At 41.1% G+C, this 21,797-nt stretch carries 24 protein-coding genes, 29 tRNA genes and 1 pseudogene; 3 read left to right on the top strand and 51 right to left on the bottom strand.

The annotated features are described in order from the left end of the window. The first annotated feature begins 55 nt into the window (after positions 1 to 55). Positions 56 to 880, top strand: a complete 825-nt coding sequence (locus IQ264_RS05925; RefSeq protein WP_193979507.1) for a hypothetical protein — start codon at positions 56 to 58, stop codon at positions 878 to 880. Positions 881 to 975: 95 nt separating this feature from the next. On the opposite strand, the gene IQ264_RS05920 is transcribed toward IQ264_RS05925, so the two are convergent. The 47 genes and pseudogenes from IQ264_RS05920 to IQ264_RS05700 all read right to left on the bottom strand — a co-directional run bounded on the left by IQ264_RS05920 (position 976) and on the right by IQ264_RS05700 (position 15,465). Then, positions 976 to 1,197: a DUF6887 family protein gene (locus IQ264_RS05920; RefSeq protein WP_193979505.1), complete on the bottom strand. Its 222-nt coding sequence runs from the start codon at positions 1,195 to 1,197 to the stop codon at positions 976 to 978. Continuing rightward, positions 1,194 to 1,370, bottom strand: a complete 177-nt coding sequence (locus IQ264_RS33820) for a DUF6888 family protein (protein WP_413470334.1) — start codon at positions 1,368 to 1,370, stop codon at positions 1,194 to 1,196. The genes IQ264_RS05920 and IQ264_RS33820 overlap by 4 nt, the downstream gene beginning before the upstream one ends. A gap of 25 nt (positions 1,371 to 1,395) precedes the next feature. Further along, on the bottom strand, positions 1,396 to 1,590 hold the full coding sequence (locus IQ264_RS05915; RefSeq protein ID WP_193979503.1) for a hypothetical protein: 195 nt from the start codon (positions 1,588 to 1,590) through the stop codon (positions 1,396 to 1,398). A 17-nt stretch (positions 1,591 to 1,607) separates the two neighbouring features. Continuing rightward, positions 1,608 to 1,724: pseudogene (locus IQ264_RS05910) on the bottom strand (type II toxin-antitoxin system HicB family antitoxin); the annotation flags it as partial. Next, positions 1,714 to 2,445 carry a hypothetical protein gene (locus tag IQ264_RS05905; RefSeq protein WP_193979501.1) on the bottom strand — a complete coding sequence of 244 codons (732 nt, stop codon included), beginning with the start codon at positions 2,443 to 2,445 and terminating at the stop codon, positions 1,714 to 1,716. The pseudogene IQ264_RS05910 and the gene IQ264_RS05905, both read right to left, overlap by 11 nt. Before the next feature lie 47 nt (positions 2,446 to 2,492). Beyond that, complete coding sequence (locus tag IQ264_RS05900) at positions 2,493 to 2,639, bottom strand: hypothetical protein (protein WP_193979560.1); 147 nt, start codon at positions 2,637 to 2,639, stop codon at positions 2,493 to 2,495. Positions 2,640 to 2,668: 29 nt separating this feature from the next. After that, entirely contained in the window at positions 2,669 to 3,301 is a 633-nt protein-coding gene (locus tag IQ264_RS05895; RefSeq protein WP_193979499.1) for a Vat family streptogramin A O-acetyltransferase, read from the bottom strand. Between the two features lie 9 nt (positions 3,302 to 3,310). Continuing rightward, the gene (locus IQ264_RS05890; RefSeq protein WP_193979497.1) at positions 3,311 to 3,919 is read right to left on the bottom strand and encodes a PIN domain-containing protein; all 609 of its coding nucleotides are present in this window, start codon (positions 3,917 to 3,919) and stop codon (positions 3,311 to 3,313) included. Further along, positions 3,916 to 4,395 (bottom strand): hypothetical protein, encoded by a 480-nt coding sequence (locus IQ264_RS05885; RefSeq protein WP_193979495.1) that lies wholly within the window; start codon positions 4,393 to 4,395, stop codon positions 3,916 to 3,918. The genes IQ264_RS05890 and IQ264_RS05885 overlap by 4 nt, the downstream gene beginning before the upstream one ends. Positions 4,396 to 4,515: 120 nt before the next feature. Next, positions 4,516 to 4,598, bottom strand: a tRNA-OTHER gene (locus IQ264_RS05880). An 85-nt stretch (positions 4,599 to 4,683) separates the two neighbouring features. Next, positions 4,684 to 4,756, bottom strand: a tRNA-Ala gene (locus IQ264_RS05875). 342 nt (positions 4,757 to 5,098) lie between these two features. Then, a tRNA-Arg gene (locus IQ264_RS05870) sits at positions 5,099 to 5,171 on the bottom strand. A gap of 10 nt (positions 5,172 to 5,181) precedes the next feature. Further along, positions 5,182 to 5,256 (bottom strand) — tRNA-Val (locus tag IQ264_RS05865). An 8-nt stretch (positions 5,257 to 5,264) separates the two neighbouring features. Then, positions 5,265 to 5,338 (bottom strand) — tRNA-Arg (locus IQ264_RS05860). Between the two features lie 12 nt (positions 5,339 to 5,350). Continuing rightward, positions 5,351 to 5,422 (bottom strand) — tRNA-Gly (locus IQ264_RS05855). An 8-nt stretch (positions 5,423 to 5,430) separates the two neighbouring features. Beyond that, a tRNA-Gly gene (locus tag IQ264_RS05850) sits at positions 5,431 to 5,501 on the bottom strand. Between the two features lie 99 nt (positions 5,502 to 5,600). Next, positions 5,601 to 6,440: a TIGR02452 family protein gene (locus IQ264_RS05845; RefSeq protein ID WP_193979493.1), complete on the bottom strand. Its 840-nt coding sequence runs from the start codon at positions 6,438 to 6,440 to the stop codon at positions 5,601 to 5,603. A gap of 326 nt (positions 6,441 to 6,766) precedes the next feature. Further along, positions 6,767 to 7,396, bottom strand: coding sequence for a hypothetical protein (locus tag IQ264_RS05840; protein ID WP_193979491.1), 630 nt, complete (start codon positions 7,394 to 7,396; stop codon positions 6,767 to 6,769). Positions 7,397 to 7,472: 76 nt separating this feature from the next. Next, the gene (locus IQ264_RS05835; protein ID WP_193979489.1) at positions 7,473 to 8,030 is read right to left on the bottom strand and encodes a DUF5565 family protein; all 558 of its coding nucleotides are present in this window, start codon (positions 8,028 to 8,030) and stop codon (positions 7,473 to 7,475) included. A 164-nt stretch (positions 8,031 to 8,194) separates the two neighbouring features. Further along, positions 8,195 to 8,266 (bottom strand) — tRNA-Thr (locus IQ264_RS05830). Positions 8,267 to 8,272: 6 nt separating this feature from the next. Then, positions 8,273 to 8,351: transfer RNA gene (locus tag IQ264_RS05825), tRNA-Met, on the bottom strand. An 11-nt stretch (positions 8,352 to 8,362) separates the two neighbouring features. Next, positions 8,363 to 8,437 (bottom strand) — tRNA-Leu (locus tag IQ264_RS05820). Between the two features lie 97 nt (positions 8,438 to 8,534). Continuing rightward, positions 8,535 to 8,780 (bottom strand): HNH endonuclease, encoded by a 246-nt coding sequence (locus tag IQ264_RS05815; protein WP_265583022.1) that lies wholly within the window; start codon positions 8,778 to 8,780, stop codon positions 8,535 to 8,537. A 16-nt stretch (positions 8,781 to 8,796) separates the two neighbouring features. Then, positions 8,797 to 8,928 carry a hypothetical protein gene (locus IQ264_RS33385; RefSeq protein ID WP_265583021.1) on the bottom strand — a complete coding sequence of 44 codons (132 nt, stop codon included), beginning with the start codon at positions 8,926 to 8,928 and terminating at the stop codon, positions 8,797 to 8,799. A gap of 36 nt (positions 8,929 to 8,964) precedes the next feature. Then, positions 8,965 to 9,036: transfer RNA gene (locus IQ264_RS05810), tRNA-Lys, on the bottom strand. A gap of 5 nt (positions 9,037 to 9,041) precedes the next feature. After that, positions 9,042 to 9,120 (bottom strand) — tRNA-Leu (locus IQ264_RS05805). Positions 9,121 to 9,141: 21 nt separating this feature from the next. Further along, positions 9,142 to 9,215 (bottom strand) — tRNA-Leu (locus IQ264_RS05800). A 3-nt stretch (positions 9,216 to 9,218) separates the two neighbouring features. Beyond that, positions 9,219 to 9,292: transfer RNA gene (locus IQ264_RS05795), tRNA-Pro, on the bottom strand. 3 nt (positions 9,293 to 9,295) lie between these two features. Then, positions 9,296 to 9,369 (bottom strand) — tRNA-Leu (locus IQ264_RS05790). Positions 9,370 to 9,378: 9 nt separating this feature from the next. Beyond that, positions 9,379 to 9,451, bottom strand: a tRNA-Gln gene (locus IQ264_RS05785). Positions 9,452 to 9,456: 5 nt separating this feature from the next. Continuing rightward, positions 9,457 to 9,533: transfer RNA gene (locus tag IQ264_RS05780), tRNA-Gln, on the bottom strand. 9 nt (positions 9,534 to 9,542) lie between these two features. Next, positions 9,543 to 9,618 (bottom strand) — tRNA-Asn (locus IQ264_RS05775). Between the two features lie 5 nt (positions 9,619 to 9,623). Beyond that, positions 9,624 to 9,697: transfer RNA gene (locus IQ264_RS05770), tRNA-Phe, on the bottom strand. A 3-nt stretch (positions 9,698 to 9,700) separates the two neighbouring features. Next, positions 9,701 to 9,776 (bottom strand) — tRNA-Arg (locus tag IQ264_RS05765). A gap of 4 nt (positions 9,777 to 9,780) precedes the next feature. Next, positions 9,781 to 9,867, bottom strand: a tRNA-Ser gene (locus IQ264_RS05760). Positions 9,868 to 9,964: 97 nt separating this feature from the next. After that, a tRNA-Met gene (locus tag IQ264_RS05755) sits at positions 9,965 to 10,039 on the bottom strand. A gap of 1 nt (position 10,040) precedes the next feature. Next, positions 10,041 to 10,122, bottom strand: a tRNA-Tyr gene (locus IQ264_RS05750). An 11-nt stretch (positions 10,123 to 10,133) separates the two neighbouring features. Further along, positions 10,134 to 10,208, bottom strand: a tRNA-Glu gene (locus IQ264_RS05745). Between the two features lie 154 nt (positions 10,209 to 10,362). After that, a tRNA-Trp gene (locus IQ264_RS05740) sits at positions 10,363 to 10,434 on the bottom strand. 3 nt (positions 10,435 to 10,437) lie between these two features. Continuing rightward, a tRNA-Met gene (locus IQ264_RS05735) sits at positions 10,438 to 10,513 on the bottom strand. Between the two features lie 11 nt (positions 10,514 to 10,524). Further along, positions 10,525 to 10,601: transfer RNA gene (locus IQ264_RS05730), tRNA-Cys, on the bottom strand. 3 nt (positions 10,602 to 10,604) lie between these two features. Then, positions 10,605 to 10,681: transfer RNA gene (locus IQ264_RS05725), tRNA-Glu, on the bottom strand. Positions 10,682 to 10,688: 7 nt separating this feature from the next. Further along, positions 10,689 to 10,762 (bottom strand) — tRNA-Asp (locus tag IQ264_RS05720). A gap of 892 nt (positions 10,763 to 11,654) precedes the next feature. Next, positions 11,655 to 12,182, bottom strand: coding sequence for a DUF3122 domain-containing protein (locus tag IQ264_RS05715; protein WP_193979487.1), 528 nt, complete (start codon positions 12,180 to 12,182; stop codon positions 11,655 to 11,657). A gap of 21 nt (positions 12,183 to 12,203) precedes the next feature. Next, on the bottom strand, positions 12,204 to 12,806 hold the full coding sequence (locus IQ264_RS05710) for a Tll0287-like domain-containing protein (protein WP_193979486.1): 603 nt from the start codon (positions 12,804 to 12,806) through the stop codon (positions 12,204 to 12,206). A gap of 170 nt (positions 12,807 to 12,976) precedes the next feature. Next, positions 12,977 to 14,071, bottom strand: coding sequence for a Photosystem Q(B) protein 1 (locus IQ264_RS05705; RefSeq protein WP_193979484.1), 1,095 nt, complete (start codon positions 14,069 to 14,071; stop codon positions 12,977 to 12,979). A gap of 347 nt (positions 14,072 to 14,418) precedes the next feature. Beyond that, positions 14,419 to 15,465 (bottom strand): heterodisulfide reductase-related iron-sulfur binding cluster, encoded by a 1,047-nt coding sequence (locus IQ264_RS05700; protein WP_193979482.1) that lies wholly within the window; start codon positions 15,463 to 15,465, stop codon positions 14,419 to 14,421. A gap of 285 nt (positions 15,466 to 15,750) precedes the next feature. Between IQ264_RS05700 and IQ264_RS05695 the strand changes: the two genes are divergently transcribed. Then, a complete protein-coding gene (locus IQ264_RS05695; RefSeq protein ID WP_193979480.1) occupies positions 15,751 to 16,848 on the top strand; it encodes an NAD(P)H-dependent flavin oxidoreductase in 1,098 nt (365 codons plus the stop codon). A 155-nt stretch (positions 16,849 to 17,003) separates the two neighbouring features. Here IQ264_RS05695 and IQ264_RS05690 read toward each other — a convergent pair whose 3' ends face one another. The 4 genes from IQ264_RS05690 to IQ264_RS05675 all read right to left on the bottom strand — a co-directional run bounded on the left by IQ264_RS05690 (position 17,004) and on the right by IQ264_RS05675 (position 20,973). Continuing rightward, positions 17,004 to 18,056, bottom strand: a complete 1,053-nt coding sequence (locus IQ264_RS05690; RefSeq protein ID WP_193979478.1) for an AI-2E family transporter — start codon at positions 18,054 to 18,056, stop codon at positions 17,004 to 17,006. Then, positions 18,049 to 18,672: a DUF3611 family protein gene (locus IQ264_RS05685; RefSeq protein ID WP_193979476.1), complete on the bottom strand. Its 624-nt coding sequence runs from the start codon at positions 18,670 to 18,672 to the stop codon at positions 18,049 to 18,051. Before IQ264_RS05685 ends, IQ264_RS05690 begins: the two co-directional genes overlap by 8 nt. Positions 18,673 to 18,929: 257 nt before the next feature. Then, positions 18,930 to 19,187 carry a hypothetical protein gene (locus tag IQ264_RS05680; RefSeq protein ID WP_193979474.1) on the bottom strand — a complete coding sequence of 86 codons (258 nt, stop codon included), beginning with the start codon at positions 19,185 to 19,187 and terminating at the stop codon, positions 18,930 to 18,932. A gap of 61 nt (positions 19,188 to 19,248) precedes the next feature. Continuing rightward, positions 19,249 to 20,973 carry an alpha/beta hydrolase gene (locus IQ264_RS05675; protein ID WP_193979472.1) on the bottom strand — a complete coding sequence of 575 codons (1,725 nt, stop codon included), beginning with the start codon at positions 20,971 to 20,973 and terminating at the stop codon, positions 19,249 to 19,251. A 222-nt stretch (positions 20,974 to 21,195) separates the two neighbouring features. Between IQ264_RS05675 and IQ264_RS05670 the strand changes: the two genes are divergently transcribed. Further along, positions 21,196 to 21,705 carry a DUF1269 domain-containing protein gene (locus IQ264_RS05670; RefSeq protein WP_193979470.1) on the top strand — a complete coding sequence of 170 codons (510 nt, stop codon included), beginning with the start codon at positions 21,196 to 21,198 and terminating at the stop codon, positions 21,703 to 21,705. Positions 21,706 to 21,797: the final 92 nt, after the last annotated feature.

Here is a 21,797-nt window from a genome sequence, read left to right as displayed (position 1 = left end):
AACGTCTCTACATTATGAGTAATCAAACGGACATAATATCAAAGGTAAACCTAGTGTGGATATTCGTAAACTGTTGAATCAAATTGCTGTACAAGAGAAGCAGTTACAGGAAACTCAATTTCTGGCACCCTGCGTGCGTGGTGGGTTGGTTCGCACTAGGGTTGCTAATATTATTTATAGTTTTGCTCCGCAACCACAAAATTTTGAGGGTTGGGGAATTTTTCAGCCTGTTGATGAGAAGTTGGCGGCGGTGGTTGATGAACCAAGTTTGCCACAATTGGCGGAGTATTTGAAGTTATTGAAACCTCTAAGGTTGCGTTTAGCTTATGCTTTACGGGGTAAAACTTGGTTAGCTTATCCTGTGAATGAAGGTGATGCTTTACAACGGTTTGGTGTTGCTAAACCTTTCGCGGTACATTTGGTGAGTGAGGGTGCTACTTTTGAGCCAATTATTGCACGGTTTGATGGTAGTTCTTGGTGGTTTGATGATTACGATCGCCGTACCGATACCTTAATCACTGAAAACCTAAAAGAACATCTGAAAAAGGCTACTTCGCCAGAAAATTTGCGCTTTAAAGGTATTACGCCGGAAATGCGATCGCTTTACCAATTAACCACCAAAAAAAACCAAGAATTTGCAGCACAAACAGATGAACAACGTCTGCGAAAAGCTTTAAAAATTGGTGGTGGGGAAATGCGCGAATTTCGCGATCGCCAAGATCATTGGGTAGTAGAATGGACAACTGCTGATGGTCAACGTCACACTTCGGCAATTTCTAAGAGTGACTTAACAGTTATTAGTTCGGGAATTTGTTTGAGTGGACGCGATCGGGATTTTGATTTACAATCTCTCGTTGGGGTAATTGAAAATAAGGATTGAATATTAACCGCAATTTTTTCAAATGTTAATGGAAGCGTGTTAGCTTCAGAAATAGATTCACCTTCTGCTTGCCACGCTTCCAAATACAAAACTCTTTATTCGTTGCGCTTATCTTCTAATTCTTTGATTTGCTTCCTAATAGCAGATTCCATAATTGCGATATTATCAGGAGTATCTGGACAGGGATAAAGTTCAGTATTTTTTGAATTAGATTCTAGGCGATCGGCAAGTTTGTAAAATGCTTCATTATCATCTCGGTGTGAAAGGAGGTATGCTCTAAGTTCGGCAATACTCATGGTATCAAAATCCGGTTTCATCTAAACCTCCAATTTCCATCACGGTAAATAACTACTTGCAGTTCTTCAGATACAAAAATATATACGATGCCTGTACGCTCATCAAAACGAACAAGATCTATAGAACGATAGAAGTTCGTTAGGTACTGACAAATCCTAATGCAAGATTTTCCTTGTTCTCCTGTAGGAAAAATTATTTTATCCTCAAAATACCAAATATTATTTTAGAATATCCTTCTCGAAATCTGCAATTGCTTCTTGGGCTGAGGCTTCTAGTTTGCCATCAACAATATCCCTTTCTAACTGCTCATCCCAACGCTGATAGTCTAAATCAGCAATCCATTTCAAGAGTTTTTCAAATTCATCAGGTGTAAGTTTAAGGATGGCATCTTCAATTTGTTCAAGTGTCAACATAGGTCATCGGCTCATAATTAGGCAATTTGAAGCGTGTTAGCTTTAGGAATAGATTCGCCTTCTGCTTGCCACGCTTCTAAGTACATTTCTATCACTTCTTCGCGGTTACGAATTGCTTCAGCACTACATAATCCACCTTGCCATGAATTCGTCCGCCAGTTCTTGAACATGATTTTGATTGGGTTCGCCATGTGTTAAATCAAAAACCTGGCTGAGTTGGCTCCAAATACCGATCAAGTCCTCTACCGATGGTTGCAGAGCTTCAGGGCTATCAACTCGATAATGCACAGCTTTATTTCTCATCGAGACTAACTGCTTGATTCTATTAATATGTAATGTTTTTGCAACAATCTGCTCCTTGAAGCAAAACAACAACTTAGGCATCAATTCTGCTCTGTCAATGCTTTCATAATGCTCATTTGCTAATTGCTGTGACTCACGGAGGAAAAAAAGATGACGATTCAAACTTCCTTCTAGGCAAACGGTTAAGTTAATGATGTGACCAACAATATCAGTTGTAGACCGCAACTTCCTTTGCTTAGAAATTTTCATTCCCGATGTATAAGCTTCGTCTAAGGAAGAATACCAAGCATCAGACAGTTTCTCTGTGGTTTTTGGGTCGAGAATATTATTATCAATTTCCTCTCGATTGACGAACCAATCAGGCAATGATTTAGGTAGTTCAGGATATTGCCATGAATGGTCTGGCTCAATGTTTTTAATACGGTCGCCAAACAAATCGCTAGCAACTTCATAAGCAGCAGCTTCATGAGCGTAGCGAAAGGACTCATGCAACAAAAAACTTGCTACGTGTTCAGCAAAGCCAAAGCTTTCAACAGGGTCTTTTTTAGGCATATTTTAGAACTTTGTGCATCTATGAACCTTACGGAAAAAGCTCAATCTTACGCCCCATTTTTCGGAGGATTAGCAATACTTCCCCTCATCGACAGAACACGCAAAATATATTCAGACAAAGGCAGATTAAGCTGGGAAGCTTCTGTAGAAAGCTCACTTTCTAATTCTGGTGGTAAGTCAACATTTATGCTCACTTCGCCTCTCTTATTTCAGCTATTTTCAATCATACACAACTTTTTAAGGCTTCAATATCCGCACCAACAATTTTTTCCAAATTTCTCGTAATCTTTTCAATATCCCAATCCCACCAGGCAATTTCCAACAAAATATTGATTATTTCATCAGAAAAACGTTGGCGGATTAACTGCGCTGGATTTCCTCCCACAATGGTGTAAGGTTTCACATCTTTAGTAACTACAGATTTAGCAGCAATAATTGCGCCATCGCCAACTTTTACTCCTGGCATAATCGCGGCTTCATATCCAATCCACACATCATTGCCAATTACGGTATCACCCTTAAAAGGCAATTCACTAGGCTCTGGTGTAACTCGCTCCCAACCATTACCAAAAATGTTAAATGGATAGGTGGAAAACGCAGACATTTTATGATTTGCACCATTCATGATAAATTTTACGTTTCTGGCGATCGCGCAGAATTTGCCGATGATTAATTTGTCGCCAATAAAGGGGAAGTGATAGAGGACATTGCGATCGAAATTTTCCGAGTCTTCTGGATCGTCGTAATAAGTATAGTCGCCAATGATAATATTAGGATTTGAAACTGTATTTTTAATAAAACAAACTTGAGGAAAACCCTGCATTGGATGTAAATTTTTTGGATCTGGATATTGCATTACCACACCTCACGATTGAGCTAATGAGCTAATAAAACCATAACCATCATCAAATCGCGGTATCATCCGACAATTATAATTATTCAATTCGTCAACAATATTAGGATTGTCAAAATCTCTGGTATTCCGATTCAGGAAACAAGCTACTGAGGGATGATGCTGACGAAGGTGAGCAATAATTGACGCATAGACAATAGCATCCTGTGATTTCAAATTGTAAGGATATTCATACGTTGCTGCTTCAGTAAGGACATCAACAGTAAGGGCAATTACTTCTGCATTATGGAGTAGGCGATCGCGATATTGCACGAAACGTTGGCGTTCCTCATTATTACTTTGAACGAGCAAACTTGCAATGTCTTGAATACTACGAATCCGAGCAGTATAAAATGCCGTGCGTATCAATTGGCTCAGTTCTATATTAAGCAATTGCTGAAGTTCTCTACGATTCTTTGCTTGACGGCTTAATTTTTCGTGAGGTTCAGCCAGACTATATGCTGGGATGACTAGTTTTGCACGTCCAGCTTCACAAATTTGCAAAATCTGTTCGCAGCTTTGCCATTGTTCCTGCTGAAAAACTAACTCCAAGACAAAATTAGTTTCCACGTAAATATTCACGCCCCAGCCTCAAATTGTAAACTACCTCCAGCAATAGCAGCATAAAGACCAGAATCAATTAGCCATCGCTGAGATTCATCTGCCGGATTTGGTACTTCTGGTGAATCAATAATACTTGTTAACCAAGATGAGAAAATTATTTCCAGACTTTCACCGCTTATTTGTTGCTGATTTCTGATACCAGCTTTCTCAAAATAAGGCTGAAAAATAGCACTTGCATCAATAACATAAGTTGGTTCACTTTCATCAAGTGTTGCTTCCTTATCAGTCCACAAATAAAACCTATCGGGAAACACCATCAGGAAATAAGGGACTTTTGGAAAATCGCCATGAGCAAGAATATTGCGCCGAAATTTTGCTGCCCACTCTGGCAAAGTATGAAGCTTACTCTTGAATTCAACTATAAGTATAAGTTGACCTTCACGGTCATAAACTGCCAAATCCCAGACAGTAACTCGTTGACTTTGAGTGGGCATAATTCAAAATTTGAGACTCAATACCACTATTTTGACGCACAAATCCACCGGGAAGGTACTGCCCCTTCTAAGACACAGTTATCGGCTGTGCGCGTCACTATTTCCGCCTCCGGTGGGTAAAGGAAGATGGAGGACTCGAACCCCCAGGTGTTATCCTGCCCTGCTTTTCAAGAGCAGTTGCCGTCCATTCAGCGGCATCTTCCATAAATTGGGGTGTCTGGGGGAGCTCGAATCCCCTATTACTGATGCCACAAATCAGCGCCGCGACCACTTTGGCTTCAGACACAGTGGATCTGGTGGGGGTCGAACCCACAACCTCTTCTGTGCAAGAGAAGCGTTCTCCCATTGGAACTACAGACCCATTTTGGAATGTGCGATCGCATCAGACAAAAAGCGTGCAAGTTACCAGAGCATTTTGCGCTTTCTCAGATACTAGGGGGACTCCGCTGGTGAGTTATTACACACTCTTTAAAGGATGGCTACCTTCAGGCCAACCTCCCAGGTTCTTTGCACTCCCCGTTCCCACGCGCCTGCTGTTTTTGCCAGCAGTACTTTTCCTCTCGTACTAAAGTATGTAGGCTCTTGGATGTTAGGTCACGCGGTTGGATGCGATCGCGTAGCGTGCCGTAGGCATATCGCCATTCCCAGAAAAATATCAATAAGTGAATTTAACGCACCTCCTTTAAGTTATCAAAAAATTCAACGGGAATGGTAGGACTTGAACCTACACCAATCGATTTAGAAGATCGATGCCCCATCCTTTAGGCGACATTCCCTTGATAAATTTGGTAGTCCTGGTAGGAATCGAACCTACAACCACTTGCTTGTAAGGCAAGTTCTCTGCCATTGAGTTACAGGACTGAGAACAGCGAGAGTAGTAGGACTTGAACCTACAACCGTCAGGGTCGAAACCTGAAACTCTGTCCAATTGAGCTATACTCTCAGGTGGTTCTCAAGCGAGTGACGGGATTTGAACCCATGCGCTGAGTGTGGCGCACTCAGATGCTAGCCGCTACATCACACCCGCATTTTTCAAGCGGATAACGAGATTCAAACTCGTGCCTGAAGCTTGGAAGGCTTAGATGCTTTCACTACACCATATCCGCGAATGGGGACTGAGGATGACAGGCAAGATGCCTGTCCTACGGAACTAGGATTTTTTATAAATCAAATATTTCACGAAATCATCAGATTTGTTTTATTCATTATGACCCAAAACGATCGCCAAATTCTCTAAAAATTTTTCTCTCTCCTCTAGTGTCGAGAACTGAAAAAAGTACACTTTTGAATCTTCCCGAAAATTGCCCGTTTGCTAATAATAAATCGGCAAACATTTGGGCGACTATTGCCGGATCGTTTCGGAATACTCCACAACCCCAAGCGCCTAAAACTAAGGCATCACATTGATGGTAAGCTGCTAAACTTAATAGCTTGGCACCGCGAATATAGAGAACTTCGTTGATTTTTTCTTTGTCTTCTGGTTGTTTATTTTCAATTTCGCCAGCATTGGGGGCGGGGCTAGTAATGAAATCTACTATGTATGATGTTGATAGTAAGGTTCCATCATCTTTTTTGAAGACAGGACAACCTGGGGAATAAATCATGCGATCGGAATACAAAAGCGATCGACTACCCCGATGATAATCATAATACTCTGGACATTTTAACAGACTTTTGTAAAGTCCAGAACTGCGGGCTAAACTCTCTTCTTGCGCTTGAGCACCTCTGATAAATCCACCACCAGGGTTTTTAGCCGAAGCAAAATTCAAAACACCAATCCTTTCAAATTGTTGGGTTTGCGCCATGAATTCTGCGCCCATCAAAGTCGTCTCATTTTTGACCGTAAATACCGTATAAGAGAATTTAGGAGTTTCAGCAATAACTGCTTTTTGGATTTGCTCAATTTCCGGTGAGTCATAGCATTTTGTTTGAGCGATACATGATACTAATTCTCTCGCAATATCCACTCGTTTGCCTTCAGGAAATTGGTAATAACCATCCTCTAGGATTTTGAGAGTGTCTTGGGCGATCGCTTTTAGATCCATAATTTTTGCTTCTGCCTAACTTGGAAAAAAGAGGTAAGAATGCTGACCACTCAGCCAGGTGGAAACCTCAAGGTTTCATGGAACCTACAACCAAAACCCTGGATTTTATCGAACTTTAACCTTTAGGATTTGAGCTTTGATTGACTAAGGTTTAAGGTTTGAACTTTGAGCGTTAAGCTTTGAGCTTTAACCTTTAAGATGATTGCTAGATGGAATCGTTTGCGAAACGACACCTCACGACTGACAATCGTGCGCTCTACGCGATTGAGCTATCCATCCAAACCACAAATTTAGAGATTTTCAAGTAACCAGCAATTCTATTTATTTTAATCTGAAATTTCGATCGTTGTGCGAGCGTTGCTAATTGATAAAACGCGATCGCAAGTAGATTTAAACTCCTCAATAAATGTTTGTCGTCTAGCAATCTCTTCGGCTAAATTTGTGGGGTCTAGAAGTTCAACGCCCTCTCTTGCTAGGAAGCTATCAGCCAAAGATTGATACTTCTCAGAAGCAGCATTCTTACCCAAAACTTCCATTGCTAATTTATCGAGACGCTCTTTAACTTTCGCTTGCGCTATGTCATATTCTCGACGGGCGCGAGTAAAAGCTGATTGCATTGTGTTCAGAACTGACTCATAGTAAGCGATAAAACTTTTCATTTCGATCGCCTCTGCAACAGTCATTTCTTGACCTGCAATGGTGACGGTTGTCGAAGCATTAGAAAGTACGATCGCTCTTTTAATAGTACGTCTGCGAGAAATCAGATCGTCAACTCTTTGTAAACCTGCTCTAGCTTTTACCTGATACTCATCTCTCGATCTAAAACCTGTTGGGACTTTGCCAATTTCCAAAACTGTAATTAAAGCATTATTATCTAACCCTAATCTGGCAGAATCAATGCGTTTTTCTAATAGTGTTAACTCTGCCAAAGCATCCGTAACCGTCATCATTACCATAGCTTTTCACTCCTTAAATTTGAAAATCGACCTTTTTTATTAATAACTATTTCCAGGATTTACCCTGTCGGCTACATTAGCGTTTGAAACCAAAATCTCGCTTCTTAATCTTTGCCATGCGACCATCGGGGTGATGCCAAACAATCCCTTCAATATCTGCATCTTGGAGATAGCTTTTAATCTCAGCAAATGTTCGTCCGACATCTGCAATAATCTCACTACCATGCTTGACTAAGATATGTTGGGTCAGCTTGTCAGGATTACCATTAATTTTAGGCCCACACAGTTCGTAGGTGCCATCTTCAGGAATTCCATAAATGGTTTGATAATTAGCAAATCCTTCATTAAACCATTTATCTTCCGAGGCATCAGTTACAGGAACCCAACCAGGCCAGTGACCTGTAATTGAATCAGGTTCTTGACAAGGTTCAAACCCTTCTGGAGGAGTGCGCCCTTTCTTGCTATCGTAACGCTTGTAGAGCTTACCATATTTGACAATGCAGGCTGTACCATCCCACTTGCGAGTAGGTGTTCCCTCGCCTTGGAGTACCCATTCTGCCCCAGGAACAACTTCATCACGCACTAGGCGGTCTTGTTCGTAGTTGCGTGCAAAGACAGAAATTATTTTTTTCATGGTACTTTCCCTACATTCAAAGTTTAAGTAAAAGCATTATTATCTAAGCCTAATTTGGCAAAATAAAGACGATTTTTTAATAATGTTAGCTTTACCAAAGTATCTGTAACAGTCAACATTAACATAATTTTCTACTCCTTATTATTGAAAAATAAACATTAACAAGCAGATGGCGAGATTTGAACTCGCATAGGCAGTTTACAAGACTGCTGTGTTGCCATTGACACCACACCTGCATAATTTGGTGGCAGGGGCAAGATTTGAACTTGCTGATTTGCAGATTATGAGACTGCCGAGCCTTACCGTTGCTCCATCCCTGCAATGTCGCCAAATGCCCCTGACTGGAGTCGAACCAGCAACCTCTTCGTTCTAAGCGAAGCGCCTCTTTCCGATTGGGCTACAAGGGCAAGAAAAAAATTAACAAAACAGTTTCGTTGTGAGGACTTCAGTCCTACTCTTTACCAAAGAAACGACTAAAGTCGTCACTACAAACTTAATGACAGTTTAGCGATCGACCTTTACCCGTTTACCAGGGTCTTGTTTCCTCACCCAAGCGAGGAATTTCTGCATTTGTGGATCGCTTTTCAGCTTTTCTTTGCTGTTTAATTCTTGAGCCAAATACTTGTTATCAAACAACACATGAATCTGGCGATGACAAGCTGAACAAATATCAATTGTTGGGCCTGGATCTAACTTCTTGCGTTTGGTGCTTTGTCGCGGAATTAAGTGATGGACGGTTAATTTATCCATCGCTCGTTCGCAGAGTTCACAGGGCAAGGTTTCTTTGGGCAAAACTTTGAGATTCATCCTTTGGTGGGATTGGGAAGTGCGATCGCTTCCTGCGCTGCGCTCCGCGCAATCGCGCCAGCGTGCCGTAGGCGTATCGATCTTCAGACATTTTTGCTTTCTCCTTCTTAATTATGACAAAATTACATGAGTGCTACAGGAGTTGAACCTGTGTCAACCTGATTAAAAGTCAGGTGCATAACCGTTCTGCCAAACACCCATATTTGGTACTCCCGACAGGATTTGAACCTGTAAAAAACTAGGATCTCGGCCTAGAGCGTCTGCCAAATTGCGCCACGGGAGCATAAATTGGCTATTAGCCAAGTACCCCTGACTGGAGTCGAACCAGCAAAACGCAAGGTTTGAGCTTGCGACGGTTTCCAATTACGTCACAGGGGCATATCGGGGTGGCAGGATTTGAACCTACGACATTCTGCTCCCAAAGCAGACGCGCTACCAAGCTGCGCTACACCCCGTAATACTCCTGACTGGATTTGAACCAGCAACGAGCAAGGTTTAAGCTTGCTGCCTCTTCCGATTGGGCTACAGGAGCAAAAATAGGCTGCCCTGCCTGGGTTTGAACCAAGACTCTTCCCGTTCAAAGCGGGAGATGTTGCCAGTTACACCACAGGGCAATAAGTGGATGCCGGAGCAGGTCTCGAACCTGCAATCTCATCGTTCAGAGCGATGCGACTTTTCCGATTCGTCTACCCGGCAATAAATAAATGGCTGTCCTGGTAGGGATTGAACCTACGACCATTCGCTTAACAGGCGACTGCTACTACCACTGAGCTACAGGACAACGAACCCCCCAGGTCAGTATTGAACTGACGACCCCTTGATTTTCAGTCAAGTGCTCTGACCAACTGAGCTACCGGGGGAAACGAGAGCGGAGGGATTTGAACCCCCAAATTCTTCAGTTTCGTAGGCTGAGATGTTATCCCGTTACACCACTCTCTCAAGGCGGAGAAGGAGGGATTTGAACCCTCGGCGGCTGTTAAACCGCTCTTTCTTAGCAGGAAAGTGCCTTAAGCCACTCGGCCACCTCTCCACGATCGACCTCTGCAAAATTAAACTTGCGTTACCTAGAATCCTTGTTGTAGAGACGTTTCATGAAACGTCTCTACATTCTTTTTTGAGAGGTCTATTGGACGCGGGAGAAGGAATTGAACCTTCGTAAACGAGCTTATGAGACTCGTGAGTGACCACTACTCTATCCCGCAATGGGTCGGGCAAGAATTGAACTTGCAACGCTTTAAGCTACTGTTTTACAGACAGCTACCTACGCCAATAGGTGAGCCAACCCAAGAATTTTGATAGTGCTGACGGGATTTGAACCCGCAAATCACCTGATTGAAAGTCAAGCCGCTTAAGCCATTTGCGTACAGCACTATGGGAAATTTCTACTCCGTGCAAGTTTAAAAAGCTTTTTTTGATAACCTCCAAGTTAGGCGGAGGTTGCAGGAATCGAACCTACCTATGATTCTTTGGACGAACCATTTCACCAGATGTGTGTAAGCTTTATCTGTGAGGTCACGCAGTAGAACGCAGAGACTAGGATTTGAACCCAGACCAAAGGCTTTGGAGACCCCTGTGCTGCCGTTAACACCATCCCTGCATTTGGTAACAGCGACGGGATTTGCACCCGTATCAACCAAGTTATGAGCTTGGGGCTTTGCTGGTTAAGCTACGCTGCGATGTTACCAAGAGGTCAGAGTGGGATTTGAACCCACGACGAAAATCAGATTTGCAGTCTGATGCCTTCAACCACTTGGCTACCTGACCATTTGGTAGTCCCGACCAGATTTGAACTGGCATCTTCACCTTGAGGGGGTGACGGCTTATACCAATTCGCCTACGGGACTATTTGAGCGAGGCTGACGGGATTTGAACCCGCGACTTCTTGTTCGACAGACAAGCACTCTTGACCACTGAGTTACAGCCTCAAAAAAATGGGCTTTCTTATTTAGTTTTCAAGGTTCAATTTGTGGAATCGCGCTTGGGGTTTGGCTTTTGGCGCTTTCCCTTTCGCGCTACATTTATATACTACAAAATATACTACAAAAGTGTCAAGGGTTTTGGGAAAAAATTTTTTTCTCTTTTTAGTTTATGGCTGAAAACTAGTAATATCAGGGGTTTTGCTGAAAAAGCCTTGGCATACTACAACAAAATACAAAATTAAATCGCCCTGAGTTGGGTAATACAACTTAGGGCGATATGCCTACGGCAGGCTACGCCAACGAATTTCGATGAAATTTAATTCAGTACTGCATAGGTGGCTAGGAATCAGACCTATATATAAGGTAAAGGGTTATGTAATCGTTCCGCTGCTTCCTGCTCATTAACTGGGCAGGTATTTTTTTGGAGTTTGCAGCAGGTGTGTATGACAGAAATAATTGTGGCTCTTCCGTAATAGTGGTGATAAAACAAGCTTATAATCTAGCTGAATCAAGGTTTTCAGCCTTCATTTAGAATGCTTAAGAAAATAAGTAAATTCAGCAATCACTTGAATTTGTTTATACTGTAATGATGTTGCTCATCCTTAGCAGCGATCGCTATCAAGTTTTGTATTAAAACAAATCAAGGCGATCGCATTTCGATGGTTTTTAATTCAGTGTTGTATATATATCGTTGGCTATTTCAGCGACCTCCACAGCGTTGAAAAGCGGGAAGATGTCTTGTTTGGGAAACTTGACGCAGTTGAGCGCAAAGTTGGCTGATTTTTGAAATTATTATTCATTGCTTTCTCCTAATTTATTTAAATTAATAGTGGAATGGTGCGTTACGTTAGCACTAACGCACCCTACTTGTTTTTCCAGGGGATTTAGGGCGATCGCATTAATAGTTAGCAACAGTTTGCCATTCTTGAACTAAAGATGGGGGAATTGATAATTTAACAGGTTCTCCATTAACTGTTGGTAGTGTCAATGTTAGGGGAATTGCTGTCTGGAACTGTGTGACTAATGGCTGAAGATCGTACTGTCCTACATGAGGTTGGATCTCATCAGTAAAAATATTAGCGGAAGCATCATTAGCTTGCCAAGTTTTACCGAGTGAATTTGTTAGTAATAGGGGTTTGGTCCGATCGATCTCTACCATCCCCGGAAAACCCACTAATCTTAAATCAAAAGTTGCTTTCCCATCAGGACGAATCCGTTTAAAAGCGATCGCACCCCAACGATTTCCATACTGATCTTTTAAAGTTTCTCTAGACTGATAAACTACTTGTCCTGGCGCTTCTTCTAACTGGCGAATTGCTGCGGCTGCGGTTGCAGTATTTAAAATGTCAGCTACCATTAATATAGTCAACACTAAAACAGCCACTAACAGCAACGAAGAAAATAGTTTTTTCACAGGATATTTCATAAGTAATTCCCAATTTAAAGTTTAATCATTGCTGGTTGAATCTGACAATGCTTGTTGTAAATCGGGAATAAATGCAGCATACATTCCCCGCAAATCACCAACATTAAAGTTGTATGCTAAATCTTCAGGATATTTATCTTTGACAAACTGAGGTCGATCGCCTTTTTGCCCATGACAAACCAAACAACTAGCTTCGACATTAATCCGCCGATAATAACGAGTTCCCGCTTCTCCATTAATTGTTTCTCGCTGCCAAAAACCCATTAATTTTGGATCTTGTTCAAACCTTGCCAAGGCAATTTTCGCTTGTAAATTATCCGGCGCATGACTAGGATTGCGATATTTACTAGCAATTTGTTTCACCTGCCAGCCATTTTCCTGACTCAATTTTATCGCTTGCATTCCCACCGGACGACATACTTCTTTCATCGTTTGTAATGTTGGCGGTTCCGTCCTTCCTTCCAATGTTGAAGCTAATCCAGAACGCATCAAATCGAGATTTTCAATTGCTTCAATAGCTTTCGCTAATTCAGCGGGATTTGTTTCAGCTTGTGCAGGTAGGGGAATTAGGTAAATGGCGATCGCAAACAAACCAATAACTAACCGATAAAAACCTTTCCACATAAAGCAATCCTAAATCAACTTTGAAAACTAATGCAGCGACCCCATAAATAAATTTAAGCCGCTGCATCACTTAGACAAAAAATATAGCAATCCTCTCTCTCTTCTCTCTGTGTTCTCTGCGCCTGGAGCGGTTCATAAAAAATGAGGACTGCTATAACTTAACTAACTAACTAACTAACAGCAGGAGCACTCTTCACACTAATTGGACTCATCTGATTACCAGAAATCAAAAGTGGAAAATGATGAGTATTTGGAGCCCGCATTTCTTGAATTCCTAACGTTGCCCGATTGACTAAATCAGCATCAGTAGGAATCACATTTCCACTAGCATCAAGAACTGAATGGTTAAAATTAAATCCATTCAAATTAAAGGACATTGCACAAATTCCCAGAGACGCAAACCAAATTCCAATTGTGGGTAAAGCACCCATGAGAAAATGTACAGAACGACTGTTGCGAACGCCAACTCCCGGAACTAACAAACGTCCTAAATAACCAGCGTGTCCGGCTAAAAGATTATAAGTTCCTTCTTGTTGCCCAAACTTATATCCGGCATTTGTAGATTCTAGTTCACTAGTTTCTCGAATTAAACTACTGGTAACTAATGAACCATGTAAAGAACTCAACAAAGCACCGCCCAACACACCAGCAACACCGATCTGATGAAAGGGGTGCATTAATACATTGTGCTGTGCTTGTAGAGAAAACATGAAATAGAAAGTTCCAGAAATTCCTAAAGGCATTCCTTCGGAAAAACTACCTTGTCCGATCGGATAAACGAGCAAAATAGCGGTAGCTGCGGCGGCGGGTGCGGAAAAAGCAACTGCAATCCAGGGGCGCATTCCCAGGCGATAGCTTAACTCCCACAACCGACCTAAATAACACCAAACACCGATCAAAAAATGCAAAACTATGAGTTGATAAGGGCCACCATTGTAAAGCCATTCATCTAAAGAACTAGCTTCCCAAATGGGATAAAAATGTAACCCGATCGCAGCTGAAGTCGGCACTACTGCGGCAGTAATGAAATTTTGATTACCGAGAATTGAGCCAAAAATCGGTTCCCGAATTCCTTCCATATCTACTGGAGGTGCAGCAATAAAGGCGATCGTAAAAGCGATCGCAGCCACCAAAATTGTCGGAATCATCAAAACACCAAACCAACCAATATAAATGCGGTTTTCGGTACTGGTGATCCAGCTAGCAAATTTTGACCACAATTCACCGATATCCAGTTCATTTCGGCGTTGTAAAACGGTACTCATAGAACAATACTCCTAATGCTAGAAAAACGAAAAATTTTCGTTATTGAAGCTGAATTAAACGCTTCCTTTTGGCTTTTCAAGTGAGGTAATCCATAGCCACTAATTAGCCAAAAATGTTAGTAGGGGCGAATTATTTGGGCGATAATTTATTGACTCAAACCCTAGATTTTCTATCCGTTCTGCGAAGCAGTTCCCGAAGGGTATGCTTCGCCCTTTGTCATAGCTAACACAAGCAGTAAGGATTACCCATTTTTGCTCTACTACATTATTATATGTCTACCTAGTAATTAAATAAATTAAGTTCTGTTGATTCTAAGTAAACAATTGTGGCTAAAGATGAATTCCTGTTAAAAAGGTCTTCTGCGTTCTTCCGCAGTTTTAGATTTGTCGTAGGGAATGCCAATTTGATCCAGCAAAGGCTCGATCGGAACGGCTTTCGCATTCATACCGCAATCTTTAAAAGGATCGTAACCTAACAGCAACCCAGTCAATTGTGCATAGTCGAGGATGTTCACATTAAACTCTTCTTCCATCAGATCCTTGATAGCTCCCTGTTCAGCATCAAGAAATACCGTGCAACCCGGACAATTGGTAAGCATTAAGTTGCAGTCTGGGTGCATTTCTTTGAGACTTTTTAACTTTTTGTAAACGTGACTTGCGGTATAATCTCGGTTTTCTGGGAATGCACATTGCCGGAAACCCATGCCACAGCAATGTCTGCGTTCTGGATAATCCACAACCTCTGCACCAAAAGCTTCCAGCAATCCGACTAAGACTTGGGGGAACTCAGCGCCACCCATTGCATGATCGGGAAAAATCTTTCCGTAATGGCAGCCAACGTGCTCGGTTGCTTTGATTCCCTTGAGGCTATACTTTGCCTTTGCTGCAAGTTTATCGCGATTAGCAAAGAAAACATCCGAAGCATGGACAACGGAAGGTCTACCACCAGAAACATGAGGAATCCAAAACTCTCTTCCAGTGGTTTCTTTCAAGGTTTTTCTGGTGTATTCTTGCAACTGTGGTTCTTCTTCCCAGAGTTTGATCATTTCGGTGTAGTTGGCAAAGGAAGTGACGCAGAAGGAAAAAAGATTATCAACGCCTTGTTCGTGATGGGCTAGGGAAAAGTTCCGGGCGGCTACAACCATTTGGGTTTCTAAACATGATACATCGCCGTGATATCCGATCGCACCACAAGAAGTATGCCCCGGCGCTTCCCGCAAATCTATCCCCAAATCATTCTGTAAAATCTTGTAAGCAACGCCTTCCGAGTAAGGCGCAGCACTTTGCAGGAAACAGCTACGGAAGCAACCCCACAATTTTCCACCTTGGTCATCGATGCTGGGAACAGCTTTCTGGTGTTTTTCCCAAGCTTTGTTCTTTCCTGCGAGTTTCATCAAATTTTCTCCTTGGTAACTCTTTATCTAATGCCTCTTTCCCCGGCATTGATGCGGTCGTTTGGTAAGTTTTATTTTATAACTATATTGCTTATTGGTAATATAAAAGGCTTTGAGAATAATTTTCAATAAGTAATTATGCTTAATATTCTAAGTAAATTGTTGCGCTTTAGCGCTAAAGCGCAACAACTTACCATCAATCAATAGCTTTTTAACTATTTAGCTGTAAAATCAATAAAAAGTATTTATACCCAAGCTAGCCGATCTATTCAACACTAGAAACTTATGCAAACATTACCTTCATTACAAATTGGTCAACACATTGCTCGTTACCCGATCGTCCAAGGAGGAATGGGTATTCGCATTTCTGGAGCAAATCTCGCCGCTGCGGTGGCTAATGCCGGAGGAATCGGGATCGTCTCAGCGGTAGGATTAGGGCTCAACTCGCCTTACTTCGACATTAACCAGCCGAACGCTAGACAGAGAAGAGAAGAGTTTTTTGCAGCGAATCGACTGGCGCTGATTGATGAAATCAAAAAAGCCCGCGAACTTAGCCCGAATGGAATTATCGGTGTCAATGTGATGGTAGCGGCACGAGATTATGAAACTTTGATTCGCACATCGGCAGAACAAGGGGTAAATTTAATTATTTCTGGTGCAGGTTTGCCGCTTCAGTTGCCGGAATACACTTTAGAATATCCAGAAGTGGCGTTAGTGCCGATCGTCTCCACCACTCGTGCAGCTAGGGTGATTTGCCGGAAATGGGAACAAAAGTACAAACGGCTGCCGGATGCCTTTGTCGTGGAAAATCCCAATAATGCTGGGGGACATTTAGGCGCGAAGTACGAAGAACTGGACGATCCAGCCTTAGAAGCAGAACAGGTGATTCCTGAACTGGTAAATTATTTGACTAACGAACTTGGTAAACAGATTCCAGTGATTGCAGCGGGCGGTGTTTGGGATCGGGCCGATATCGAGAGGATGCTAGAGTTAGGGGCAAGTGGGGTGCAAATGGGTACTCGTTTTATTACTACAGACGAGTGTGATGCTGATATTCGTTATAAAGAATTTCATTTGCACGCGCAACCGGAAGATGTAGTAGTAGTGAAAAGTCCAGTGGGATTGCCAGGACGGGCGTTACTAAACCCCTTTGTGGAAAAGGCAATGTCCGATTCTGCACCATCAGAAAAAGGATGTAAGTTAAACTGTTTACAAGTTTGCCGTTTCCGAGAAGCTGGAGAACTTTATTGCATTGTTCAGGCGTTGGACAAAGCAGCGCGGGGTGATGTGGAAAATGGTTTGGTTTTTTCCGGTAGTAATGCTGGACGTGCGGAACGGATTATACCTGTTGCTGAGTTGATGGCAGAGTTAGTCAGAGTTTGAAGCTAGTAACTCAAATCAGGATAGAAGTGAAGGCAAGATGAAAAACCAGAACCCTTGTTTTTACGGTTTTTCCCTTCTGCCTTCTGCCTTCTGCTATATATTAAGGTCAAGCCGCACTCTGAACACTAATCGTGAATTATTTAATCTAAAGTTTCTTAGTCTTCTTCTAGTTTTGGTTCTAATTTTAGTTCAGGACTATCTTTTTCATCAGTCCAAGTTGCAATCATAGCAGCAATCGGGATTGAGAGAAAAATACCCAAAACTCCAGCGACTCTTTCGCCGACAAATATGGCAAAAAATAACAATACTGGATGTAAATTCAGCGAATCTTTCATGATTTTGGGAGAGATAAAGTTATCTTGAATTTGTTGTAATACAATACAAGCTACTAAAACTTTTACCGCCATCCAAAAGCTTTGGGAAGATAATACTAATGTGGTGACTATCAGCACTCCCAAAGTTGCACCAATTCCGGGTATAGCGTCCATAATTCCGATAACTAGCGACAAAATTAAAGAATATCTAATTCCCAAAATATTGAATACAATTAAACTGGCAATGGTGAGAAATGCCATTAAGGTTAGTTGGGCGCGAAAGAAGCCTAAAAAGCTTTTTTGGGTTTTGTAGGCAAAGCGATCGCGTACATCCAAAGGTACTAGTTTTAAAACTGTATGCCAAATTCTGCTGCCATCAAATAACATATATAAACAAATGACAGCAATAATGATAAACAGAAGAAAATTGGAAAATAAAGCTTGTACAAAACCTAAGCCAGTAATTAAACCTGACTGGAGGGTTTTCAAAATTCTATCCAAATTTTCTTCTATTCTCAAATTTCTTAATGATGGGATAACAGGTTCAGCAGTATCGATAAATTCTTTAATTCTTGCTACCAATCCTTGTCCCTGATTTAAAATTTCTAAACCGACAGTGACAACAAAAGTTATTATCAATAATAAACTAACGAGAAAAACTACTGTTACAGCTATTTTTCGCGGAACTAAGCGAGAAAGCCAGTTAACTGGATAATTAAGTAAAGCTGCGGCAATTGACGCTGTAGTAAACACAAAAATCAGCGTACTAAAGTAAGTGATTAACTGTATAAATGCCCAACCACAAATAAACAGAAGCAAAAACATTAGTAAAGAACGAACTCGCGATGAGTTACTGAGTTGTTGCCAAATACTATTTTTAGGCGGTTCATTCATTGTCGTAGTTTTCCTTGATTTCCATAGCTGGGCGTTGGTTGACTCGATGTAACAACCAGAGGGAGACAATTAAGCCAATTATTTGGGCTGCGATCGCACTAATTACCGCTTGCAATCCCATCATTTGTAATGGCGTAATTGGCACTCTTGCCATCACAGCTGCCCCCTGAGTGGGAGTAAATATTGTAGATGATCCTTGAGGCAATGATAGTAGCTTAACCAACAAATTATTCACTTGGTACATAGCAACAATTACCGCAAAAATCATTCCCGCTAGATTCACAAGTAAGCCAATTGATAAAGTGCGAATTACTTCTACTCTAGAGGGACGTATATCAGGATTTGGTAATCTTTGCCCAATTCTCGTATAACGAAAACACCAATAGAGAGTGAAAATTAGGGCAATTAACGAAGCATAACCAAAAAAGAAGGCTACGCTTCCAGAACCACCCAATTTATTAGGATTTCTGGGAATAAACAGAAAAGATATTGCGAAACTAATGGGAATAAAACCAAAAAACATTTGTAACCAAAAACCTGTCCAGCCAATTAGTCGCATTTCTGTAGCAATGCGCCGCACACTTGGAGGAGAATTTGATTCAAGTAAGTTAAGCATTTGTTATTAATCAATGCTCTAGAAGTTAGGAAAGCATTCTACCTTGTTTACCTGGCAGATTTTACCATCTTGCAATGATATTTAATCAAATTTTACGATTGAGGAATAGTTAAGGAAGCTATAGGGGTGCGTTATTAACACACCCTACTAATACCAATTCTCTATGAAGATGCGCTTAATTCACCCCACCCCAAACCCCTCCCCGTCTACGGGGAGGGGCAATGATTAAGCAGAATTTTACGGAGAATTGGTATAACTTACATTCCTGGCGCGTCGTACTCTAATTCTCCTTTTTCTAGCTTTTCTTGCACTAAACTTCTGTACAATTCAATTTCCCGATAAAATTGATCGGTAGAAACTTTTCCATGAGCATAAATTTCTTTTTTAATGTTTTGATACTCATGGGAAGTAATTTTGCCATCTGCCATTGCTTTTTCAATGATACCTTTGAGTCTTTCTAGTTGTGCTAACTCTTCGGCAGTTGGTTCTTTAGCATTAGGACGATCGATTTCCATTTTTTCCTCCTAACTTCTTTAAAGTAATTTATCAAACAGTAATTTAACTAACAGATTACCGCTAACGGCGATCGGTAGTTACAGGTTTAGGAATGATTGGAATTGGTGGTTTGCCACCAAAAGATTGTTCTAATTGTTCGGGAGTTAAAGAACGAATTAGATCTAATTTAAGCGGTTCTCGACTAACAGATTGAGCATAAGCCGCATTAATAATATCTTTATATTCTGAGCGATCGTTGAGGTAAGCTTGCATAAAGGCTAGGCTTAAACCTTTAATATAATCTCGTGCTAATTTAGGGTCTCGACCAGACAATAAAAATCCCAAAGTGTTCGGTGCTGGTTGGTTATCTGTACCATCAAATTGATCGGCAGCAGCGTGTCCACTGGGAATAACCACTGATAGATATTTTTCGGGATTTTTCATCCAAATAAAAGGTTGAATTTGTTCTTGAACTACCGAAGTAATAATATCAGCACTACCACCTAAAATCATGGTCGGAATTTGAATATTACTCATACCTTCAGGCCCAAAAACTATACTAGTTAAGGGATTAAGTGCAATTACAGCTTTAATTCTCGGGTCTCTGAAATTCTCAGTTACAGGAGGCAAATCTGTTGCTAAACATTGTAAAAATATAGAAGCATTGAGACTGACTTTTCTGTTGCTACAAGCTTGCGCTATTCGGGCTTGATTGAATTTAGCTCCTGCCAATGCTAAAGCAGTATAACCTCCATAAGAATGTCCTATTACCCCAACTTGTTGCAGATTCATTTTTCCGGCTAATTCCCCTTGGGATAACCTTTCTAATTGATCGAGAGTATACTTAATATCTAATGGGCGATCGACAAATTCCATAGGATCGGTACTGCTGCTACCTATCCCTAAAAGAAAAGCTTCTCTCTTTGCCGCATCACTACCAATATGTTGCGGTAAAACAGCTACAAAACCATGAGAAGCTAAATGTTGCCCCAAATAAGCAAATCCTTTTGGATCGGAACCTAAACCATGAGAAATTACCACCACTGGTGCTCTTTGAGATAACCCTTCCGGGATGTATAACTCAACACGAAAACTATGTTGAGAATTAGTTCCCACTAAAGGTTGACGATTCCGAGTTAATTGTAATGTACGGTGGTAAAAGCGAAATCTTCCTGGTTTTGTCAAATTACCAAGTGAGGGAATATTAGGACTTGATTGTGCTTCTTGTTCTGTTGCTTGGGAAACAGCAGCTACAGCTGCTTTTTGATAATCAAAAAGTGTGGTAAACTGCGCTTGTAATTCTAATAATTGTCTAGCATCCATGTAAATTTCCGACGTAGGAAACTTTCGCATAATATTAACTATCGTCATCCCTTCTGGGTCAGCCGCTGATAAAATTAAAGCGGCTCGCAGGGCATGAAATCCATCTAATCTGCTTCCTGTGCGAATCACATTTCCTAATTTTTGCAGTACATCGACTCCAATTGGTGCGTATGTTAATTGGGACATTACTACAGGAGTAACATCGAAACGTCTTTGCAAGAATTTTCGGAAATTGGCTAACCCATCTTCTTTGAGGAACCTAGCATAAAAACTTAAATCTCGATCGACTTCGCCAGTTTTAGCAAATTTTTCCAAAGAATTTACTGGTAAGGAAAATTCAAATACGCCATAAGATATAACAATTTTTTCTGCACCTAAAACTGGTTTAGGTCTTAAGGCTGTTGCTCCAATACCTAAAGTAAAAACACAACAGATAGACAAAAAACTTAATAAATTTTTCTTTCTTTCTGTTGAACTAGCCACTGGCTTAACAGACTGAGGCTTTTTATTTCTTAAGGTGGATGATGTGATGAGAAACATACGATAAAAAATATAATGGCTTACATTACTATTGCACAATATCAGTAGTACACAGCTATTAACTTCACACAAACTTAAGAAAATAGTTGAGAAATTTTAAGCCAGGAACAAAAACTAGATTTTCAATCTTTGTTTTCCCCATTAAACAGGAGTTTTTTGAGCATCATGAGTGAATTAATTGTACTTGGTTTTGATGACGAGTATAAAGCCGAAGAAGCTCGTCTTACCTTAGCTAAAATGCAAGTTGAGCATTTAGTTGATTTAGAAGATGCCGCAGTAGTAGTTAAGAACAAAGAAGGCAAAGTTAAGCTCAAACAAGCAGTAGACTTAACAGCTACAGGGGCAATTAGTGGTAGCTTTTGGGGTTTGTTAATTGGGACTCTTTTCTTAATGCCGATTTTGGGTGCCGCAGTGGGTGCTGCTTCCGGTGCTCTTGGTGGTGCTTTATCTGACATTGGTGTTAATGACCAATTTATGAGAGAATTAGCACAGTCAATGCAACCTGGCACTTCGGCACTGTTTGTTTTAGTTAGAAAAGCAACACCCGAAAAGGTGTTACCAGAACTACAGAAATATAATGCCAAAGTATTGCGAACTTCTCTGTCTAATGATGCAGAAAAGAAATTGCAAGATGCTTTGAGTGGTACTAGCACTACTCCCGCTACTGCTTCCTAAGCTAACTTAAGAAGCAAGTTTCGGGTTGGCAAACATATTCTGCCAATCCGAATTTTGTTTTATAGATGGATTGCATATAATATAGGATAGAG

The sequence above is a fragment of the [Phormidium] sp. LEGE 05292 genome (genome assembly GCF_015207735.1).
In the GTDB taxonomy this organism is placed as follows: domain Bacteria; phylum Cyanobacteriota; class Cyanobacteriia; order Cyanobacteriales; family Aerosakkonemataceae; genus Floridanema.
Note: the sequence above shows the minus strand (reverse complement) of the source record. Positions and strands in the feature narration are given on the sequence as shown.

What these genes read in the sequence shown, in the direction of transcription:
- IQ264_RS05920 (WP_193979505.1), bottom strand. Translation starts at nt 1,197, where the DNA reads ATGAAACCGGATTTTGATACCATGAGTATTGCCGAACTTAGAGCATAC.
- IQ264_RS05915 (WP_193979503.1), bottom strand. Translation starts at nt 1,590, where the DNA reads ATGTTGACACTTGAACAAATTGAAGATGCCATCCTTAAACTTACACCT.
- IQ264_RS05905 (WP_193979501.1), bottom strand. Translation starts at nt 2,445, where the DNA reads ATGCCTAAAAAAGACCCTGTTGAAAGCTTTGGCTTTGCTGAACACGTA.
- IQ264_RS05895 (WP_193979499.1), bottom strand. Translation starts at nt 3,301, where the DNA reads ATGCAATATCCAGATCCAAAAAATTTACATCCAATGCAGGGTTTTCCT.
- IQ264_RS05885 (WP_193979495.1), bottom strand. Translation starts at nt 4,395, where the DNA reads ATGCCCACTCAAAGTCAACGAGTTACTGTCTGGGATTTGGCAGTTTAT.
- IQ264_RS05845 (WP_193979493.1), bottom strand. Translation starts at nt 6,440, where the DNA reads ATGGATCTAAAAGCGATCGCCCAAGACACTCTCAAAATCCTAGAGGAT.
- IQ264_RS05840 (WP_193979491.1), bottom strand. Translation starts at nt 7,396, where the DNA reads ATGGTAATGATGACGGTTACGGATGCTTTGGCAGAGTTAACACTATTA.
- IQ264_RS05835 (WP_193979489.1), bottom strand. Translation starts at nt 8,030, where the DNA reads ATGAAAAAAATAATTTCTGTCTTTGCACGCAACTACGAACAAGACCGC.
- IQ264_RS05815 (WP_265583022.1), bottom strand. Translation starts at nt 8,780, where the DNA reads ATGGATAAATTAACCGTCCATCACTTAATTCCGCGACAAAGCACCAAA.
- IQ264_RS33385 (WP_265583021.1), bottom strand. Translation starts at nt 8,928, where the DNA reads ATGTCTGAAGATCGATACGCCTACGGCACGCTGGCGCGATTGCGCGGA.
- IQ264_RS05715 (WP_193979487.1), bottom strand. Translation starts at nt 12,182, where the DNA reads ATGAAATATCCTGTGAAAAAACTATTTTCTTCGTTGCTGTTAGTGGCT.
- IQ264_RS05710 (WP_193979486.1), bottom strand. Translation starts at nt 12,806, where the DNA reads ATGTGGAAAGGTTTTTATCGGTTAGTTATTGGTTTGTTTGCGATCGCC.
- IQ264_RS05705 (WP_193979484.1), bottom strand. Translation starts at nt 14,071, where the DNA reads ATGAGTACCGTTTTACAACGCCGAAATGAACTGGATATCGGTGAATTG.
- IQ264_RS05700 (WP_193979482.1), bottom strand. Translation starts at nt 15,465, where the DNA reads ATGAAACTCGCAGGAAAGAACAAAGCTTGGGAAAAACACCAGAAAGCT.
- IQ264_RS05695 (WP_193979480.1), top strand. Translation starts at nt 15,751, where the DNA reads ATGCAAACATTACCTTCATTACAAATTGGTCAACACATTGCTCGTTAC.
- IQ264_RS05690 (WP_193979478.1), bottom strand. Translation starts at nt 18,056, where the DNA reads ATGAATGAACCGCCTAAAAATAGTATTTGGCAACAACTCAGTAACTCA.
- IQ264_RS05685 (WP_193979476.1), bottom strand. Translation starts at nt 18,672, where the DNA reads ATGCTTAACTTACTTGAATCAAATTCTCCTCCAAGTGTGCGGCGCATT.
- IQ264_RS05680 (WP_193979474.1), bottom strand. Translation starts at nt 19,187, where the DNA reads ATGGAAATCGATCGTCCTAATGCTAAAGAACCAACTGCCGAAGAGTTA.
- IQ264_RS05670 (WP_193979470.1), top strand. Translation starts at nt 21,196, where the DNA reads ATGAGTGAATTAATTGTACTTGGTTTTGATGACGAGTATAAAGCCGAA.